Source organism: Xylanimonas ulmi, assembly GCF_004216535.1.
GTDB lineage: Bacteria > Actinomycetota > Actinomycetes > Actinomycetales > Cellulomonadaceae > Xylanimonas > Xylanimonas ulmi.
On sequence record NZ_SGWX01000001.1, the window covers coordinates 2,350,489 to 2,368,712 of the forward strand.

The 18,224-nt window shown below is 75.1% G+C and carries 14 protein-coding genes; 4 read left to right on the plus strand and 10 right to left on the minus strand.

Annotated elements, in window-relative coordinates; translation table 11 throughout:
- Window positions 1-2 precede the first annotated feature (2 nt).
- The 7 genes from EV386_RS10915 to EV386_RS10945 all read right to left on the minus strand — a co-directional run bounded on the left by EV386_RS10915 (window position 3) and on the right by EV386_RS10945 (window position 9,923).
- Entirely contained in the window at window positions 3-1,433 is a 1,431-nt protein-coding gene (locus EV386_RS10915; RefSeq protein WP_242607921.1) for an aggregation-promoting factor C-terminal-like domain-containing protein, read from the minus strand.
- Window positions 1,434-1,661: 228 nt separating this feature from the next.
- Window positions 1,662-2,975, minus strand: a complete 1,314-nt coding sequence (locus EV386_RS10920) for a resuscitation-promoting factor (protein ID WP_242607922.1) — start codon at window positions 2,973-2,975, stop codon at window positions 1,662-1,664.
- A gap of 144 nt (window positions 2,976-3,119) precedes the next feature.
- Window positions 3,120-4,436 carry a resuscitation-promoting factor gene (locus EV386_RS10925; protein ID WP_242607923.1) on the minus strand — a complete coding sequence of 439 codons (1,317 nt, stop codon included), beginning with the start codon at window positions 4,434-4,436 and terminating at the stop codon, window positions 3,120-3,122.
- Between the two features lie 151 nt (window positions 4,437-4,587).
- On the minus strand, window positions 4,588-5,850 hold the full coding sequence (locus tag EV386_RS10930; protein WP_242607924.1) for an aggregation-promoting factor C-terminal-like domain-containing protein: 1,263 nt from the start codon (window positions 5,848-5,850) through the stop codon (window positions 4,588-4,590).
- Between the two features lie 18 nt (window positions 5,851-5,868).
- The gene (locus EV386_RS10935; RefSeq protein WP_130414920.1) at window positions 5,869-6,816 is read right to left on the minus strand and encodes a TatD family hydrolase; all 948 of its coding nucleotides are present in this window, start codon (window positions 6,814-6,816) and stop codon (window positions 5,869-5,871) included.
- 112 nt (window positions 6,817-6,928) lie between these two features.
- Window positions 6,929-8,548: a methionine--tRNA ligase gene (metG, locus tag EV386_RS10940; RefSeq protein ID WP_423218975.1), complete on the minus strand. Its 1,620-nt coding sequence runs from the start codon at window positions 8,546-8,548 to the stop codon at window positions 6,929-6,931.
- A 40-nt stretch (window positions 8,549-8,588) separates the two neighbouring features.
- On the minus strand, window positions 8,589-9,923 hold the full coding sequence (locus EV386_RS10945) for a PQQ-dependent sugar dehydrogenase (protein ID WP_130414924.1): 1,335 nt from the start codon (window positions 9,921-9,923) through the stop codon (window positions 8,589-8,591).
- Between the two features lie 122 nt (window positions 9,924-10,045).
- Between EV386_RS10945 and EV386_RS10950 the strand changes: the two genes are divergently transcribed.
- The gene (locus tag EV386_RS10950) at window positions 10,046-10,456 is read left to right on the plus strand and encodes a hypothetical protein (RefSeq protein ID WP_130414926.1); all 411 of its coding nucleotides are present in this window, start codon (window positions 10,046-10,048) and stop codon (window positions 10,454-10,456) included.
- Window positions 10,453-11,055: an isochorismatase family protein gene (locus tag EV386_RS10955; protein WP_130414928.1), complete on the plus strand. Its 603-nt coding sequence runs from the start codon at window positions 10,453-10,455 to the stop codon at window positions 11,053-11,055. Before EV386_RS10950 ends, EV386_RS10955 begins: the two co-directional genes overlap by 4 nt.
- A 30-nt stretch (window positions 11,056-11,085) precedes the next feature.
- On the opposite strand, the gene rsmI is transcribed toward EV386_RS10955, so the two are convergent.
- Window positions 11,086-11,961: a 16S rRNA (cytidine(1402)-2'-O)-methyltransferase gene (gene rsmI / locus EV386_RS10960; RefSeq protein WP_242607925.1), complete on the minus strand. Its 876-nt coding sequence runs from the start codon at window positions 11,959-11,961 to the stop codon at window positions 11,086-11,088.
- 35 nt (window positions 11,962-11,996) lie between these two features.
- On the opposite strand from rsmI, the gene EV386_RS10965 reads away from it, so the two are divergent.
- The gene (locus EV386_RS10965) at window positions 11,997-13,772 is read left to right on the plus strand and encodes a dolichyl-phosphate-mannose--protein mannosyltransferase (RefSeq protein WP_242607926.1); all 1,776 of its coding nucleotides are present in this window, start codon (window positions 11,997-11,999) and stop codon (window positions 13,770-13,772) included.
- Window positions 13,773-13,806: 34 nt separating this feature from the next.
- On the opposite strand, the gene EV386_RS10970 is transcribed toward EV386_RS10965, so the two are convergent.
- Together EV386_RS10970 and EV386_RS10975 are read right to left on the minus strand one after the other, a co-directional pair.
- Window positions 13,807-15,252, minus strand: coding sequence for a family 20 glycosylhydrolase (locus EV386_RS10970; protein ID WP_130414932.1), 1,446 nt, complete (start codon window positions 15,250-15,252; stop codon window positions 13,807-13,809).
- Entirely contained in the window at window positions 15,249-16,703 is a 1,455-nt protein-coding gene (locus tag EV386_RS10975; RefSeq protein ID WP_130414934.1) for a hypothetical protein, read from the minus strand. Before EV386_RS10975 ends, EV386_RS10970 begins: the two co-directional genes overlap by 4 nt.
- Window positions 16,704-16,869: 166 nt before the next feature.
- Here EV386_RS10975 and EV386_RS10980 point away from each other — a divergent pair, with 166 nt between their 5' ends.
- Window positions 16,870-18,057 carry a metal ABC transporter substrate-binding protein gene (locus tag EV386_RS10980; RefSeq protein WP_130414936.1) on the plus strand — a complete coding sequence of 396 codons (1,188 nt, stop codon included), beginning with the start codon at window positions 16,870-16,872 and terminating at the stop codon, window positions 18,055-18,057.
- Window positions 18,058-18,224 lie beyond the last annotated feature (167 nt).

An 18,224-nucleotide genomic window follows, 5' to 3' on the forward strand; every position in this document is an offset into this window, starting at 1 on the left:
GGTCAGTACCAGCCCGTGGACTGCGAGTGGCCCCACGCGGCGCACGGCGTGCCGTAGCGGCCCGCGATGTAGTTCAGGCCCCAGGTGATCTGCGTGGCCGGGTTGGTCTGCCAGTCGGCGGCGACCGAGCCCATCTTGGAGCCGGGCAGCGCCTGCGGGATGCCGTAGGCGCCCGAGGAGCGGTTCTGCGCGCTGGGGTTCCAGCCGGACTCCTTCTGGAAGAGCGAGTCGAGGCACTGCCACTGGTCGCCCGACCAGCCGCGCGCGGCCGCGAGCTCCTGGCCGATGGCGCGCGGCGATCCCGACATGACCGGCCCCGCGGCCGCCCCCGACGCCGTCGGGGTCACGACGGGCGCCTTCGGGCGCTCCTTCGTGCCCTGCGCGACGATCTTGGTCACCGGGGCGGTCGTGACCTCATCGGACACGACGGTACGCGAGGTCTCGACGCCGTCGACGGTCACGACCGTCTCGACGACGGTCCGCACGCCGTCCTGACCGGTCTGGGTGACCTTCGACTCGCCCTGGTAGAGGTTCGCGTCGTCCTGGGTCTGCGTCTCGAAGGGCACCGCGTGCTGCGTGGTGACGTCCTGGCGCACGACGCGCTGGACGACGACGGCGACGGTGGCGCCCTGGGCGCGCGCCTGCTTCAGGTCGTCCTCGGACAGGCTCGCGACGTCGACCACGCGCACCGTGTCGAGGTCGCCGAGCGTGACGTGCGCGGCGGCGAGCGCCGCGTCGACGCCGCTGCGGCCGTCAGGCACGACGGTGGCTGCGCCGTCGGCGACGACCGCGACCGGACCCTTCGCGTCGAGGCGCAGCGCGAGGCTCGCGCGCTCACCCGAGCGCGAGGCGACGAGGGCGACGTCCCCACCGCGAGCCGCGAGCGCGGCGAGCGCCTCGTCGGCGTCGAGGGCGGTGACCCAGGTGGTGGACTCCTTGCCGTCGGCCTGCACGGTGACCTCGCGGGCGTAGCGCACGACGACGTCGGCGCCGTCGGCGAGCGGCTTGTCGGCTGCGGGGGTGACCAGGTCGCGGGCGCCGAGGCGCACGCCCTGTGCGTCGAGCAGGCTCTGCACGGAGCCTGCGAACGTGGAGATTGTGGTGAGGTGGCCGTCGACGTCGAGCGTGACGCTCTTGTGGGCGTCGGCGAGGGCGACGGCGCCGCCGCTGACGGCGAGCGCGGCGGCCATGAGGCCCGCGATGAGGGGCAGCCGGCGGCGGCGACGCCGGGCGGCGGTGCTGGGTGAGGCGGAGGTGGCGGACGGCGTGGCGGTGACGGTCGGCTCGGTGGCGACGATCGCCTCGGGTGCTGCGTTGTTCACTGGGGTCCAGACGTCGTGCTCTCCGGGCACGGGGGGCCGAGCGACGGGCCCGGTGTGGGCCTCCGCGCCGCGCGCCGTGTGGGCGCGCGCGGACCCCGGGGTGGGGGCCACAGTGCGGACTCGACCGGCCGATCCGGCGGTCGCGACCCGGGATCCGGGTCGGTCGGCACGCCTCCGGGAGCGAGGTGCTCAAGGCTCCGGGAGTGGATCCCCAGCGGGGGCTGATGCATGCGCGACACTCGAAAGTAACCGAGTCGTTATCAAACTCCAAATCTCGGAGCCTGAACGTGGCGAACGCCACGCGACGCCCGGAGGCTCAATGAGCGACGGGAAGGCGCGTCACAGGAGCCCGAGCTTGCGCGAGCAGGCGGGCCACTGACCCCAGCCCGAGCGGGCCTGCAGGGCCTGAGCGCGCTGCGTCTGCTCCTCGGCGGAGGCCTGCGAGGGCAGCCCCGAGCCGCCGACCGACTGCCATGTCGAGACGGTGAACTGGTAGAGGCCGTAGTAGAGCCCGTTCGAGGAGACGGCGTCGACGCGGCCACCCGACTCGCACTGGGCGAGCGCGGCCCACACGTCACCCGCGGGGGCGGCGGGGGCGGGGGCCGGCGCTGATCCCGCAGCGCTCGATCCGCCCGAGCTCGTCGCCGGGGCGGGGGCAGGGGCGGTCGGCTGCTTGACGGGCCGCTCCTTGGTCCCCACGGCGACCACCTCGTCGACGGGCGCCGCGTCGCTCTCGGAGACGACCATGCGCTCGGTCACCTCGCCGTCAACCGTCGTGACCCGCTCGACGCGCGTGTGCGCGCCGTCCACACCCGCCTGCACCACCTTCGGGGCGAGGTCGGCGTACCGCTTCGGGTCCTGCTGCTCGACGCGCTGGAACGCGATCGCCGACGTCTCGGTGACGTCCTTGGTCTCGACGCGCTGGACCCACACCGCGACCCCGGCGCCCGAGGCTCCGACCACGCCCGCGTCCACGACGCTCACGAGGTCGTCGTCGTCCACGCTCACCCCGGCGCGCTCCAGCACACCGGCCACGCCGCCACCGGAGTCACGCACGGTCTGGGTCTGCCCGTCGGCGACGACGGCGACGGGGCCGCCGTCGGCGTCGAGCCGCAGTGGCAGCGCGAGGCGATCGCCCGAGCGCGAGGCGACCAGGCGCACGTCGTCGCCGCGCGCGGCCAGCCGCCGCAGCGCGTCGTCGGCGTCGAGCGCCGCGACCCATGCGGTGGTCTTCGCGCCGTCGGCGTCGATGGTCAACTCGTGGCCGTAGCGCACGACGACGTCGCCGCCGTCCCGCAGCCGGGCGCCGACCCCCGGCGTGACGGCGTCGCGCTCACCCACACGCACGCCCTGGGCGCGCAGCAGGCTGTCGACCGACCCGGCGAACGTGGTCACGCGCGTGACCTGACCGTCGACGTCGAGTGTGACCGTCTTGTGGGCCTGGGCGACGACGGCGCCGCCCGCGACGAGGATCGCGGCGGCCGCGACGCCCGCGACGAGGGTTCGGCGGCGGCGGGGTCGGGGGGTGTTCTCGGGCTCCTGCGTGAGGGGCACGATCACGCCCGTGGCGCTGGTCGAGGGGTCGCTCGGCGTGAAGGTCACACGGTTCCTCGCGGTCGTGCCGCCCGGCGTCAGCCGGACGGACTCGGGCACGGCATCCTGGCGACCGTAACCGCACCGTGACCTGACGCCAAGTCCAACGGTGTCATTATCGACCGATTTGTCCCCGCATGTCCCGTATCTGACCCCGCCTGCGCGCCCGCAGTCCGGGGCCGACGGACCGTCCGGCGCGCCGGATCAGCGCAGACCGAGGCGGCGCGAGCAGGCGGGCCACTGGCCCCAGCCCGAACGCGCCTGGAGGGCCACCGCGCGGGCGCGCTGCTCCTCGGGCGAGGCCTGCGACGGCAGCCCCGTGCCGCCCACCGACTGCCACGTCGCCACCGAGAACTGATAGAGGCCGTGGAACCGCCCACCGGGTGAGACGGCGTTCGGGCGTCCGCCCGACTCGCACTGAGCGAGCGCGGCCCACACGCTGTCCGGGATCGACCCACCCGAGGCCGCGACCGGCGCCGGGGCGGGCGCGGGGCGCTCCCGCGTGCCGATCGCCACGACCTCGTCGACGGGCTCACGCGTGCGGCCCTGCGAGACGACCACCTCGTCGACGACCTCGCCGTCGATGGTCGTCACGCGCGTCACGCGCGTGTCCTCGCCCGGCACACCGGCGCGGGTCACACGCGGGCCGAGGTCGGCGAAGCGGTTCGCGTCGCGCTGCTCGACGCGGCCGAACGGCACGGCGGTGGCGTGCGTGACCTCCTCGGTCGCCACGCGCCGCACGATCACGGCGACGCGCGCGTCGCCCGCATCCGCCACCTCGGCCTTGCCCGGGTCGGCGACCTGCACCAGGTCGTCGTCGTCGACCTCGACGTCGGCCGCGGCCAGCAGACCGTCGATGCCGGCGCCCTCGTAGCGCACCAGGCGCGTGTGGCCGTCGGCGACGAGCGCGACCTGCCCGCCCCCCGCGTCCAGGCGCAGCGGCACCTGCGTGCGGCCGCCCGAGCGAGAGGCCACCAGCCGCACGTCGCCGCCGCGGTTCGCGAGCCGTTCGAGCGCGTCCCCCGCGTCGAGCGCGGCGACCCACACGTCGGTCGGCTCGCCGTCGACGTCGAGCGTGACCAGCCGCCCGACCCGCACGACGACCTCGGCGCCATCGCGCAGGCGAGCGTCGCGGGCGGGCGCCACGGTGTCGCGGGCGTCGAGCTCGACCCCCTCGCCGCGCAGCAGCCCGTCGACCGAGCCGGCGAAGGTCGTCACGGTGGTGACCTCCCCGTCGACGTCGAGCGTGACGGTCTTGTGCGCGTGGGCGACGACGAACCCACCCGCGACGAGCGCGACGGCGGTCGAGCCGGCGGCGATCGCGGCGCCACGACGGCGACGACGGCGGCGCACGCGCGCGATGGCGCGCGTCGGCGGCCGCGAGTCGGCCTGCGGCGCGGCTGGGGCGTCGGTGGCCGGGGCGTCGGTGGCGGACGCGGCTGCCACAGCCGGCGCCGTCACGGTGATCTCGGCGGTGTCGGCGACGGGCTCGGTGGCGGGATGGTCGGGGTTCGCGGTCACGCGGATCCTGACGTCGGCGCCCCGTTCGGGCGGGGCGCGGCGGGCACGGGCGGCGTCGACCGTAGGCGCCTGGCGGCGAAGCCCCCAACAGGTGCGGGGCGCGGCGACCGGTCGCGCGGCGCGTTTCGACCCTCCCGACGCACCCGACGACTCAGTACCAGCCGGACTCCAGCGAGTGCGACCACGCGCCGCACGGCGTCCCGTACCGCCCGGCGATGTAGCCCAGACCCCACGTGATCTGCGTGGCCGCGTTGGTGCGCCAGTCGTCGCCCACCGAGGCCATCTTCGAGCCGGGCAGCGCCTGCGGGATGCCGTAGGCCCCCGACGAGCGGTTCTGCGCGTCGACGCGCCAGCCCGACTCCTTGGTCCACAGCTTGTCGAGGCACGCGAACTGGTCGTCGCCCCACCCGCGCTCGGCGGCCAGCGCCTGCGCCGTCGCCTTGGCCGACCCGGGGCTCACCACGACCTTCGCCGGGTCCATGGTCCCGACGACGACGACCTCCGCGCGCGGCTCGCGGGTGACCGTGCGCGACAGGACCGTGCGCTCGACCTCGGCGCCGTCGAGCGAGCGCGTGGCGTAGGTCGTCACGACCTCACCCGCGCGACCCGCCTGGCGCACGTGCCGGTAGCCCTGCGGCAGCGCGGGCTCCTCGACGGTCTGGGTCTCGAACGGCAGCACCTCGGTCACGGTGTCGGCGCCGGTCGACCCGCGGGCGACCAGCACGACCATCCCGTCGGCGGCGGCGGCGCCCAGGGGCACCGACGTCGCGTCATCCTCGCCCAGTGTGATGCCGGCGTCGGCGAGCACATCGCGCACCGTGGCCTGCGTGGTGCGGATCGGCAGCACCGACCCGTCGACGGCCACGTTGACGGTCTTCATCGTCGACACGCGCACGGGCTCGCGGCCGAGCGGCTGCGAGCGCGACGCCGTCGCGACCGCGCCGTCCCCGCGCGCCCCGAGGGCCGAGATGAGGTCGCCGACCGTCAGCGCGGTGGTGGTGAAGGTGCTCGCGCGACCGTCGACCTCCAGGGTCACCTGGCGCGACGAGCGCACCACGATCGTGCTGCCGTTGGTCACGGGCGAGTACGAGGCGGGCGTGACCTCGTCGCCGCGGCGCACGCTCACGCCTTGGAACCGCAGCACGTCACCGACGGTGCGGCCGTACGCGGACACCCGGCGGACCTCGCCGTCGTTGTCGATCGTGACCGTCTTGTGCGCGGCGCCCAGCCCCCAGACCGAGGCCGCGAGCGCGACGACCACGAGCGCGTGCAGCGCGCGGCGGGCGCGGGCGCCGGGCCGGTCCGCGCGGCGCACGCCGGGCGGCGCCGCACGGCGCGCGCCGGCCCGGGGGGCGCCGGCGGAGGGGACGACGGCGGGCCCGCTGTGCTTCGCTCGCGTCCTGGCCCCGTCCACGGGCCTGACCGTATCGGGTCAGGCGGCGGCGCTCCAAGGCCCGTATACCGCCTGGGAGTTGGCTCCGATCGCCGCGCACACCTCGTCCAGCGGACGTCCCAGCACGTCAGCCATGAGCCGCACGGTGTGCGCGACCGCATACGGCGCGTTGGGCTGCCCACGGAAGGGGTGCGGTGTGAGGTACGGCGCATCCGTCTCCGACAGCAGCAGGTCGAGCGGTGTCGCACGCAGCGCCTCGCGCAGGGGCTCGTTCGCCTTGTAGGTCACGGGGCCCGCGAAGCTCAGGTACCACCCGTGCTCGGCGCACAGCCGCGCGAGCTCGACGTCGCCCGAGAAGCAGTGGAACACCGTGCGCTCGGGGGCGCCGTCCGCCAGCAGCACCTCGACGACCTGCGCATGCGCGTCGCGGTCGTGGATCTGCAGGGCCAGGTCGAGCTCCTTGGCCACGGCGATGTGGGCGCGGAAGGCCTCGCGCTGCGCGAGTGCGCCCCGCGGCCCGGTGCGGAACAGGTCGAGCCCCGTCTCGCCGATCGCGCGCACCCGCGGGTTGGCGCGCGCGAGGTCGGCGATCTCGGCGATGGCGTCCGCGAGCGGGACGTGGTGGTGGGCCTGGCGCTGGTAGGTCTGCCCGTCGGGGCCGACGTCGTGCGCGTCGGCGTGCAGCACGGCCTCGTTGGGGTGGATGGCGATGGCGCCGAGCAGCGCGCCCAGCGTGTGGGCCGGCAGGCCCGTCTCACCGCGCAGCAGCGTGTCGGTCCACCGGGCCGAGGGCAGGTCACAGCCCACCTGGACGATGCGGTCGACACCCGCCGCCGCGGCGCGCGCGACGTGCTGCGCGACGGTCGGCGCCGCGACGTCGTCGGGCAGCACGCCCGCGATCGACTCCAGATGGGTGTGGTTGTCGGCCACCGGGACGGGAAGGGGTTCGGGGTCGGCGGGGAACCCCCGCTCACGCCTGCGCGCCATGCGCCCTCCTCAGGTCGGTGGTTGAGACCAGGCCGGTGGTCGAGCCTGTCGAAACCACCCACGGACCACGCGGCGGTGGTTTCGACAGGCTCAACCACCCGGGGTGGTGGGGTCAGCCCTCTTCAAGGCGCGGGAACAGCGGCGCGCCCTTGGTGATCGTCGTGCCCGCGGGCAGCATGCCGAACGACGCCGCCGAGGCCACCGGCTGCGCCTCGAGCGCGCCGAGCGCCGCCGGCCCGCCCAGCGCGTCCCACAGCGCCGACGCCGCCTGGGGGGTCACCGGGTGCAGCAGCACGGCGAGCGCCCGCAACGCCTCGGTGGCGGTGACCAGCGACGTCGCCAGGCGGCCGCCGTCGACCCCGTGCCCCTCGGCGTCGGTCTCCCCCGGCTCCTTGGCGACCTTCCACGGCTGCGTCTCGGTGATGTACTGGTTCGCGGCGTCGACCAGCGTCCACACGGCGGCGAGCGCGTCGTGGATCGCGAGGCGGTCGATCGCGGCCTCGGCGTCGGCGACGGCTTTGGCCGCGACCGCCTCCAGGCCCGTCTCCAGCTCGGTCGCGGCGCCCGCGGTGGGCAGCGACCCGCCGAAGTACTTCCCGACCATGGCCGCGACGCGCGAGGCGAGGTTGCCGAACCCGTTGGCCAGCTCGCCGTTGTAGCGCGCGACCATGTCCTCCCAGGAGAACGAGCCGTCGCCGCCGAACGCGATGGTCCTCATGAAGTAGTACCGGAACGCGTCGGACCCGAAGGTGTCGATGATGTCGCTCGGCGCGATGCCCGTCAGCCGCGACTTGCTCATCTTCTCCCCGCCGACCAGCAGCCAGCCGTGCGCGAACACCTGGTGCGGCAGCGGCAGGCCCGCGGCCATGAGCATGGCCGGCCAGATGACGGCGTGGAACCGCAGGATGTCCTTGCCCACCAGGTGCACGTTGGCGGGCCACAGGCACTCGAACCGCGCGCGCTCGGCGTCGTCGGACGACCCGTAGCCCACAGCGGTCACGTAGTTGAGCAGCGCGTCGAACCACACGTACAGCACGTGCTCGGAGTCCCACGGGATGGGCACGCCCCAGTCGAACGTCGAGCGGGAGATCGACAGGTCCTGCAGGCCCTGCTTGACGAACCCGATGACCTCGTTGCGCGCCGAGGCCGGCTGCACGAACTCGGGGTGCTCCTCGTACAGCGCGAGCAGCCGGTCGGCGTAGGCGCTCATGCGGAAGAAGTAGTTCTGCTCGGCGAGCATCTCGACGGGCTTGAGGTGGATGGGGCACACCTTCTGGCCCTCGAACTCGCCCGTGCCGTCGACCAGGTCGCCCGGCAGCTTGTACTCCTCGCAGCCCACGCAGTACGGACCCTCGTAGGAGCCGGCGTAGATCTCGCCCTTGTCGTGCAGGTCCTGCAAGAACGCCTGCACCGCGGCCTCGTGGCGCGGCTGCGTGGTGCGGATGAAGTCGTCGTTGCGCACGTCGAGCGTCTTGAGCACCGGCTGCCACGCCGTGGCCACCAGGCGGTCTGCCCACTCCTGGGGCGAGACGCCGTTCTTCTGCGCGGTGCGCAGCACCTTCTCGCCGTGCTCGTCGGTGCCGGTCAGCAGCCAGACGTCCTCCTGGCGCTGGCGGTGCCAGCGGGTGATGACGTCGGCGGCGACGGTCGTGTAGGCGTGCCCGATGTGCGGGGCGTCGTTGACGTAGTAGATCGGCGTCGTCAGGTAGAACGGCTTTGCGGCGGCGGGCATGGCGCCCATCGTAGTTGCGGCCCCGGCCCGGGTCGCCGCGTTATCCGCCGCTGACCGTTACGTGCAGCAGCCGGTCGTCCCCCTCGCGCGGCTCGCCGCGCCCGTCGGTGTTGTTGGTCAGCACCCACAGCGACCCGTCGGGGTCGGCGACGACGGCCCGCAGTCGCCCCTCGTCGGTCAGCAGCGCCTGGGGCTCGCCCAGTCCGAGCGGGCTCGCGGTCTCCTCGCCCTGCGTGAGCGGGACGGCCGCCGGTCCGGCGCCCGGCGCCCACGGCACGCGCCATAGCCGCTGCCCACGCAGCGCCGCGAGGTAGATGGCGTCGGGGGTCACCGCGAGGCCCGACGGCGACGCGTCGCGCGTCGGCCACACCACGAGCGGTTGGGTGTACCCGTCGACGACGGCTGGGCCGCCGCCCGGCGCGGGCCCCGCCGCGCCCGCCCCGGCGCCCTCCACGAGCGGCCACCCGTAGTTGCCGCCGCGCACGATCTGGTTGAGCTCGTCCCAGGTGTCCTGCCCGAACTCGCTCGCGAACATCCGCCGCTGCGCGTCCCACCCGATGCCCTGGACGTTGCGGTGCCCCAGGCTCCACACCGGTGAGTCGGGGAACGGGTTGCCCGGCGCCGGGTCGCCGTCGGTCGTCACGCGCAGGATCTTGCCGTTGAGCGAGTGGGGGTCCTGCGCGGAGGGGCGGTCGCCGGCGTCGCCGGTGGTGACGTAGAGGTACCCGTCCGGGCCGAACGCGAGGCGGCCGCCGTCGTGGTTGGCGGCCTTGCGGACGCCGTCGAGCACCGTGGTGAGCGCGCCGAGGCTGGGCGCCGGCGCCGCCTGCCCGCGCGCGGTGAGCGTGAGCGGGGCTCGGACGACGGCGTTGTCGTCGGCGCCGGTCCGGTACAGGAACACGGTCAGCGGCCCGTCCGCGGCCTCGGCGGGCACGACGGCCCCGACGGGCTGCGGCTGGAGTGCGACGCCCAGCAGGCCGCCCTCACCCGCGGGCCGGGTCTCGCGCGCGAGCCGCTCGGCGCCGGGGCCGACGACGGCGGTGACCGACCCGTCGTCGGGGTCGACCACGACGAGGCGGGCCTCGTCGCGCAGCGTCACCAGGAGCCGGCCGTCGGGAAGCAGCGCCAGGCCCCAGGGCGCGCGCAGCCGGGAGGCGACGGTCGTCGCCGTCGCCGTCACAGCGGCGGGCGGGGGCGCGATCCCGGGGGCGGGCGCGGTCGGCGGCGCGGGCGCCGGCGGCGGAGCGGGCGCGCTCGCGGCGGGGTCGGCGGGCGTGCTGTGGCCGTCCGGGTCGCACGCCACCAGCAGCGTGAGCGCGGCGGCCGCCACGAGCGCCGCGATCCGGCGCGCGAGGCCTCGAACGTCGTCGTCCATCGATCCATCCTCCCAGCCGGCCGCGGGCGCGGCGCCCGCTCACCGCACGCCCGCCGCCACCCGTCTCTAGGCTGGACTGGTCCGGTGCGCGAGACAAGCGCACGAGAGCACTCGGAGGGGCCATGAGTCCACGCTTGCTGAGCTTCGTCGTCGCCGCCGTCGCCTACGGCGTCACCCTGACCGTGGCCGCGGTGCTGCTGCCCGGCCTGCACATCGGATTCCTGTGGGCCGTGATCGCCTGGGCCCTGTTCACGGTGTCGATCACCCTGATCCGGCCGTTGCTGACGCGCACGCTGACGCGGCATGTGCACGGCTACACCTGGGTCATCGGCCTGGCCACGGTGCTCGCCTCGCTCATCGTCACCGCGCTGCTGTCGCCGCGCGCGGGGTTCCGGATCGACAACCTGCGCACCTGGGCGCTGGCCACTGTCATCGTGTGGCTCGGCACGCTCGTGTACGACGTCGTCGACGACCGGCTCGTGGCGGCGGCCCGCCCGATCGCCGACAAGCTCCAGGACAGGCGCAACCCATGACCGGCACCCCCAAGCGCGCGCTGATCGTCGTCGACGTGCAGCCGACGTTCTGCGAGGGCGGCGAGCTCGCGGTCGAGGGCGGCAACCAGGTCGCCGACGACGTCGCGGCCTACGCGCGCGCACACCGCGACCGCTACGCCGTCGTCGTGACCACGCAGGACTGGCACATCGACCCCGGCCCGCACTTCAGCGACCACCCCGACTTCGTCGACTCCTGGCCGCCGCACGGCATCGCGGGCACGCCCCACGCGGAACTGCACCCGGCCCTGGCGGACCTCGCGCCCGACGCGTCGGTCAAGAAGGGCCAGTACGCGCACGGGTACTCGGGCTTCGAGGGCGTGGACCCGGCGGGCAGGCCGCTCGAAGAGGTGCTGCGCGCGGCCGCGGTCGAGGCCGTCGACGTCGTCGGGCTGGTCGAGTCGCACTGCGTCAAGCGCACGGCCCTGGACGCGGCGCGGCTGGGCTGGCCGACGCGCGTGCTGACCGACCTGACCATTCCGGTGACCCCCGAGCAGGGCGCCCAGGCGCGCGAGGAGCTCGCGGCGGCCGGGGTCACGCTCACCACGTCCACCGCGCTCGCCACGCCCCCCGCGACGTAGCGGCGCGCCGGGCGTGCGGCGTGATCGGGGTCAGCGGGCCGCGAGCGCCGCGTTGTACAGGTCGCGGCGGCTCACGCCCGCGGTGGCGGCCACGTCGGCGGCCGCCTCCTTGAGGCGCTCGCCCGCGGTGACGCGGGTCAGGACCTCGGCGACCAGGTCGTCGAGCGACGGCGCCGACGCCGCGGGGGCCCCTCCGACGACGACGCAGATCTCGCCGCGCAGGCCTGGGCCGCCGTCCTGCGACCGCGCCGCGACCTCGGCGGCGAGCGTGCCGAGCGGGCCCCGCAGCACCTCCTCGAACGTCTTGGTCAGCTCGCGGCACACGGCCGCCGGGCGTTCCGGGCCGAACGCCTCGGCCATCGCGTCGAGCGTCGCCGTGATGCGGTGCGGCGCCTCGAAGAACACCATGGTGCGCGGCTCGGCCGCCAGCGCCCCCAGCGCCCGGGCCCGCTCCCCCGGCTTGCGCGGCGCGAACCCCTCGAACGTGAACCGGTCGGTCGCCAACCCCGACAGCGCCAGGGCCGTCAGCACGGCGGACGGCCCGGGGGCGGCGGTCACGCGCAGGCCGCGCTCGACGGCGCGCGCCACCACACGGAACCCGGGGTCGGACACGGCGGGCATGCCCGCGTCGGTCACCACGACGACGGTGCCGCCGTCGGCGACGACGTCGAGCAGGTCGTCGGCGCGGGCCGCCTCGTTGTGCTCGTGGTACGACACGACACGCCCGGTGACGCCCACCCCGAGCCGCTCGGCCATCGCGTGCAGGCGCCGGGTGTCCTCGGCGGCGACGACGTCGGCGGTGGCGAGCAGGCGGCGCAGGCGCGGCGAGGCGTCCTCGGCGTTGCCGATCGGGGTGGCGGCCAGCACCAAGGCGCCTTTCTCAGCGTCACCGAGGGGAGAGGTCATGCCGCCTACCATGTCACGCCCCTACGATTCCCCCCGTGACCGACCCCCAGGAAGGCCGTCCCTGGCCCGCCACCGGCGCCCCGGACCCCGCGTCGGAGTCGCCGCTCGTCGACGCCCCGCCGCCCGTGCGGGCTCGGCAGGTGGGTCAGGCGCGCCGCGAGCGCGGCCTGTTCGCGCCGACGGCGGCCGAGGGCATCGACCTGCTCCCGACGCGTGAGCGTCTGCTGCGCGCGCTGATCGGCCGGCGCCGGCTCGCGCTCGGGACGGCCCGACACGACCGTCTGGTCAGCTGGGTCGGCACTGCCGTCATCGTGCTGCTGGCCGCGGTGACACGGCTGGTCAACCTCGGCCGCCCGCACGCGCTCGTGTTCGACGAGACCTATTACGTCAAGGACGCGTTCACGCTGTGGCGCCTCGGCTTCGAGGCGCAGTGGCCCCAGGACCCCAACCCGGGGTTCATCGCCGGGAACGTCGAGACGTTCCTCGACCAGGCCACCTACGTCGTCCACCCGCAGGTGGGCAAGTGGCTCATCGCGCTGGGGATGGAGCTGGGGGGCGGCCCGACGAGCTCGGCCGCGTGGCGGCTGGCCAACGCCGTCGTCGGCGTGCTGGCCGTGCTGCTGGTGATCCGCATCGCGCGGCGCCTGTTCGCCTCGACCGGGATGGGCCTGGTCGCGGGCCTGCTCATGGCGGTCGACGGCGAGGCGATCGTGCACTCGCGCACCGCGCTGCTCGACCAGTTCGTCATGTTCTTCGCCCTGGTGGCCTTCGGCTGTCTGCTGCTCGACCGGGAGTGGGCGCGTCGGCGACTGGCCGACCGGATGGCCGCGCTGGTCGACGCAGGGTCGCGGACGGGCGCCGGCGAGACGGCGAGCCTGCTGTACGGGCCGCGGCTGGGCTTTCGCTGGTGGCGCCTGGCCGCCGGCGTCTCCCTGGGCCTGGCCTGCGGCGTCAAGTGGTCGGGGATCTACTTCCTCGCGGTGTTCGGCGTCCTGACCGTGCTGTGGGACCTGGGCGCGCGGCGCGCGGCGGGCGTGCGGCGCTGGTGGGAGGACGCGCTGATCGCCGACGGCGTCCCGGCGTTCCTCACCATGGTGCCGACGGCGGCGGCCGTGTACGTCGCGAGCTGGTGGTCGTGGTTCGCCCGCCCCGACTCCTACCTGCGGCAGTGGGCGGCGCTCAACCCGGGCGAGGGGGTCACCTGGCTGCCCGCGGCGCTGCGCTCGTGGGTGCACTACCACCAGCAGATGTGGGCGTTCCACACCACGCTCGTGTCCGACCACGACTACAAGTCGAACCCGATCGGCTGGATCGTCCAGTGGCGGCCGACGTCGTTCTACTGGCAGCCCAGCGAGCCGGGCACGGGCGGCTGCGCCGACGGGTCCTCCTGCACGGCGGCGGTCACCTCGCTCGGCAACCCGCTGCTGTGGTGGCTGGCCGCCCTGGCGATCATCGCGGTCATCATTCTGGGGATCACGCGCCGCGACTGGCGCGCGCTGGCCGTGCTGTCGGGGACGATCGCCGGCTGGGTCCCGTGGGTCGTCACCTACGCCGACACCCAGCGCACCGTGTTCACGTTCTACTCGATCGCGTTCACCCCGTGGGTCGTGCTCACGCTCGTATATGTGGGCGTCGTCGCCCTGGAGCACAGCGAGCACCAGCGCCGACTGAGGCGACAGGTCGTGGCTGCCATCGTGGTGGTCGTGGTGGCCATCTGCGCCGTCTCGGCGCTGTTCTACCCGCTGTGGACGGCGCAGGAGGTGTCCATCGAGTACTGGCGCGGCCTGATGCGGCTGCGCTCGTGGATCTGACCGGGCCCGCGCGCGGATCGGGCCCGCCGCCCGGTCAGGGCCAGTCGACCTGCCGCGTGGGGTGGTAGGCCCACCCCTCGGCGTCCCACACGCGCGCGTGCGGTGCGATCCGCTCCCGGAACGCGTCCCAGTCACGCCCCGCGGGCGCGGTCCAGGCGACCTCGGCGAGTGCGGGCAGCCGGGGCAGCAGCATCGAGAACAGGTCGGCGTCGGTCGCGATCGTCTCGGTCCACAGCGCGGCCGCGACGCCCTCGACCGCCTCGGGCGCCACCCCCGGCACGGCCTGGGCGGGCTCCCAGTCGTAGGTGTCGCGCAGGTCGACGTGCCCGATCCAGTCCTGCCCGATCGGGTGTGCGGCGTCGTACTTGAGGTCCAGGTAGGCGTGCGGCGCGGGTGAGACGACGAACCGCGCCCCCGCCGCGGCGGCGCGCGCGAAGGGCGCGGCGTCGGTGCGTGGGTCCCAGTACTGCAGCACTGCGCCGGGTCCGACCTCGGCCGCCGCGGCCTCCTGCCAGGCGACCGGGGTCTTGCCCGCCGCGCGCACGGCCTCGACCGCGATCCGGACGAGCCGCGCGTACTCCTCGGCCTCGAGCGTCAGCGCCTCGTCCCCGCCCACGTGCACGTACCTGCCCACGGTCATCGCGGCGACGTCGCCCAGCACGTCGCGCATCCACGGCGCCGTGGCGGGGTTGTCGGCCCACAGCCGGGAGAACCCGACGTCGATGCCGCCGTAGGCCGGGGTCGGCTCGCCGTCGGGGAGCAGCGCACCACACGCGTGCGTGGCGGCGTTGGTGTGCCCCGGCACGTCGATCTCCGGCACGATCTCGACGAACCGCACGGCCGCGTACTCCTGCAGCTCGCGGAACTCGGCCGCGGTGAGCCAGCCGCGCTCGCCGGGCGGCACGCGCCCGCCGACCTGTGTGACGCCTGAGCGCTCGGTCAGCTCGGGGTGCGAGGGAACCGCGATCCGCCAGCCCTGGTCGTCGGTCAGGTGCAGGTGCAGCAGGCGCAGCTTGTAGGCGCCGGCCAGGTCGACCACGCGCCGCAGGGTCGCGGGCCCGAACCAGTGCCGGGCGACGTCGAGCGTCAGCCCGCGCCACCGGTAGCGGGGAGCGTCACGCACGACGACGGTCGGCGCCGTGAGCCGCGGCGTGACGAGTTGGCGCAGCGTGCGCAGGCCATGCAGCAGCCCGACCTCGCCGGGCGCGGTGACCGTGACGCCGTCGTCGCGCACGTCGAGCGTGTAGGACTCGTCGCCGGCCCCGGACGCCTCCAGCCGCAGCTCGACCGCCACGGCCGAGACGCCGCCGTCGCACGGCGCGGTGCCCACGACGACGCCCAGCGGGCCCAGGAGCTCAGCGGCCAGCGCCGGCCAGCGCGACGGGTCGGGCGAGACCACGCGCACCGCGGCGAGGGGTACCTCTCCCCCACGCGGCTCCACCGCCGTCGGCCAGGGGATGAGCCCGAGCGGCGCGCTCACCGGTCACCGTCCAGCGTCGCGGCGTCGACGAGGGCGACCTGCGGCCGCGTGGTCAGTCCGGCGACGCCGTCGACGGCCGAGTCCAGCGAGCGCACCGCCAACAACGTCTGCGGCAGCGACTTCTGGGTCACCAGCTCGGCGAGATAGTCGACGACGGCCTGCAACTCGCCGACCTCGACGGCGCCGCCGCGCACCCGGCCCGCACCCGAGCGGCGCTGTTCGGGGTGCACCAGCACCCCGACCCCGCCCCGCGCGAGCAGCGGCTCAAGCGCCCGCACCTGGTCGACGAGGGTCACGCTGCCGCCCTCGAGCTCGAGGACGACGTATCGGCCGCCGCGGCGCGCGGCGTCGACCAGGGGGGTCAGCGCGTCCAGGCTCTCGGCCCGCAGGTAGGTTCCGTTGGCGCCCGCGGTCCACTGGCGGACCGAGGCGCGCAGCACGAGCGTCGGCACGCGTGGTCCGTCACCCGAGTCGGGGTCCGTGTCGTCGTCGGTCGCGGCGAGGATCCGCTCGGGTTGGTCGGACACGCGCGCGGTGACGGCGTCGAACCGCGCGGGCAGCACCCGCTGGCTGCCGGTCGGCAGCAACTGTCCGCGCACGGCCGCGGCGACCTGCCATGCGAAGGTCGGCGCGTCGGCGAATCCCGGCCCGACGCCGATGACGGTCAGCGCCTGCGCGTCGGCGAGCGTCTGGACGGCGTCACCCGACGCGCCCGGGTCGCCGCCGGGCACGTCGTCGGTCACGGCGCCCGCGGCGCGCAGCGTCGCGAGGGCGGCCTCCTGGCCGGGCTTCGGGTCGACGAGCGCGAGCACCTCGGTCATGAGCGTCGGTTCGGGCGCCGGCATGTCCTGCCCGAGCTCGTCGCGCAGGTCCTCCAGGCTGCGTCGGTCGAGTGCGACGCCGCCGGGCGCGCCGGTCGAGGCGCCGTCGACGGCGCCGTCGGCCACCACGGCGTCGGGGTCGAGGCGCACCACGCGCAGGCCCGCCGCGCGCGCGGCACCGTCTGCCGCGGACGGCTCGACGTCGTCGGTCGCGACCGGGGCTTGTTCGACGACGACGGCGGCGAGCGCGCCCAGACGCTCGGCCTCGCTGCGCACGGCGCGGTCGTCGGGTCCGTCGGCGAGCAGCACGGGGGCGTGCAGCGCGGTCGCGACGGCCGTCAGGACGGGCGCCGCGGCGTCGTCGCCCAGGCTTGCGACGATCAGCAGCGGAGCGCGCTCGAACGCGAGCTGGCTCGCGGCCAGCGCCAGGCGGGCCGGATCGGTCGCGGGCAGAGCGACGGTGCGCTCGTCCAGGTCACGGACCTGGAGGGAGCCCGTCGACGCCTCCTGTACATGAGAGTCCGGGCTTGTCGTACATGCTGCGAGCCCGACGACGAGGCCGCCGGCGAGGCAGAGGGCGATCGTGGGTACCAGCGCGCGGCGAACGGCACGGTCTTCACGGGGATCCACCCGCCCATCCTTCCTCATCCGCGGCGGCCCCCGCGACGCCCCGGCTCAGGCGTTGTCGCCCGCGAGCGCCGTGACACCCACGGACCGCGGGCGCGTGCGCCAGACCGCCACGCAAGACGCGCCCACTCGTGAGATCGGTTCTCATCTCGATACGAGAATCGTTCTCATGATCAAACGCCGACACGCCCTCGTCGCCGCCGCCGCCGTCCCCGTCGCCCTGGTCGCCGCGGCCATGGCGACCACCTCGAACGGCACGCCCGACGCCGACGCCGCCGGCCCCACCGAGACGCGCGCGCAGGTCGTCACCTCGTTCTACCCGCTGCAGTTCGTCGCCGAGCGCGTCGCCGGCGGCCTGGCCGACGTCGACAACCTGACCCCGCCCGCCGCCGACCCCCACCACCTCGAGCTCTCGCTCGCCCGCGTGCGCGACGTCGGCGCGGCCGACGTCGTCGTCACCCTGAGCGGGTTCATGCACGCGGTCGACGACGCCGTCGCGACCCAGCAGCCCGAGCGCCTCGTCGACGCGGCCGACCTCGTCGACCTGCTGCCCGCGAGCGTGACGGGCGGGCACTCGCACGCCGACGGCGAGTGCACCCACCCCTCGCACGCGCACGACCACGACGAGCACGCCGACGACCACTCGCACGACCACGACCACGCCGCCGACCACTCCCACGGCGAGGCTCACGCGCACGACCACGGGCACGACCACGCCGACCACTCCGAGCACAACCACGCGCACGACAGCCACGACCACGCCGAGCACGACCACTCCGACCACTCCGACCACGACCACGCCGACCACGGGCACTCGCACGACATGGGCGGCGACGACCCCCACTTCTGGCTCGACCCGATGCGCCTGGCGCAGGTCGCCGGCCCGGTCGCCGAGGCGCTCGCCGACGCCGACCCGGACAACGCCGAGGCCTTCCACGCCAACGCGGTCGCGCTGGAGGCCGAGCTCGCCGAGCTCGACGCGGAGATCGCCGCGGCGCTTGAGCCCTTCGCCGGCGCCAAGCTCGTGACCAACCACACCGCGTTCGGCTACCTCGCCGCGCGCTTCGGGCTGGAGCAGGTCGGCATCACCGGCCTGGACCACGGCATCGAGCCCTCCCCCGCGCGCATGCGCGAGATCGGCGAGATCGTCCGCGCGCACAACGTGGGCACGATCTTCTCCGAGACCCTGGTCAGCCCCCGCGTCGTCGAGACGCTCGCCTCCGACCTGGGCGTGCGCACCGACGTCCTGGACACCCTGGAGGGCCTGACCCCCGAGAACGCCGCGGCGGGCGAGGACTTCGTGTCCCTCATGCGCCGCAACCTGGTCGCGCTGATGGAGGGGCTCGTCGCACCGTGACGCCCGTCGCGCCCACGCGGTGACCCGGCGCGCGTCTCCTTCCGCGCGCTCGCACCGCGACCAGGCCGCGCGCCGCCTGCCAGCCTCGCCCCGGACGTCCGGGTGGGGCCACGCGGGCGGCGCGCGGCCGCCCGCCGTTTGACGTGACCAGCGACGCGACCTGTACT

What these genes read in the sequence shown, in the direction of transcription:
- EV386_RS10945 (WP_130414924.1), bottom strand. Translation starts at nt 9,923, where the DNA reads ATGGACGACGACGTTCGAGGCCTCGCGCGCCGGATCGCGGCGCTCGTG.
- EV386_RS10955 (WP_130414928.1), top strand. Translation starts at nt 10,453, where the DNA reads ATGACCGGCACCCCCAAGCGCGCGCTGATCGTCGTCGACGTGCAGCCG.
- rsmI (WP_242607925.1), bottom strand. Translation starts at nt 11,961, where the DNA reads ATGACCTCTCCCCTCGGTGACGCTGAGAAAGGCGCCTTGGTGCTGGCC.
- EV386_RS10980 (WP_130414936.1), top strand. Translation starts at nt 16,870, where the DNA reads ATGATCAAACGCCGACACGCCCTCGTCGCCGCCGCCGCCGTCCCCGTC.
- metG (WP_423218975.1), bottom strand. Translation starts at nt 8,548, where the DNA reads ATGCCCGCCGCCGCAAAGCCGTTCTACCTGACGACGCCGATCTACTAC.
- EV386_RS10950 (WP_130414926.1), top strand. Translation starts at nt 10,046, where the DNA reads ATGAGTCCACGCTTGCTGAGCTTCGTCGTCGCCGCCGTCGCCTACGGC.
- EV386_RS10935 (WP_130414920.1), bottom strand. Translation starts at nt 6,816, where the DNA reads ATGGCGCGCAGGCGTGAGCGGGGGTTCCCCGCCGACCCCGAACCCCTT.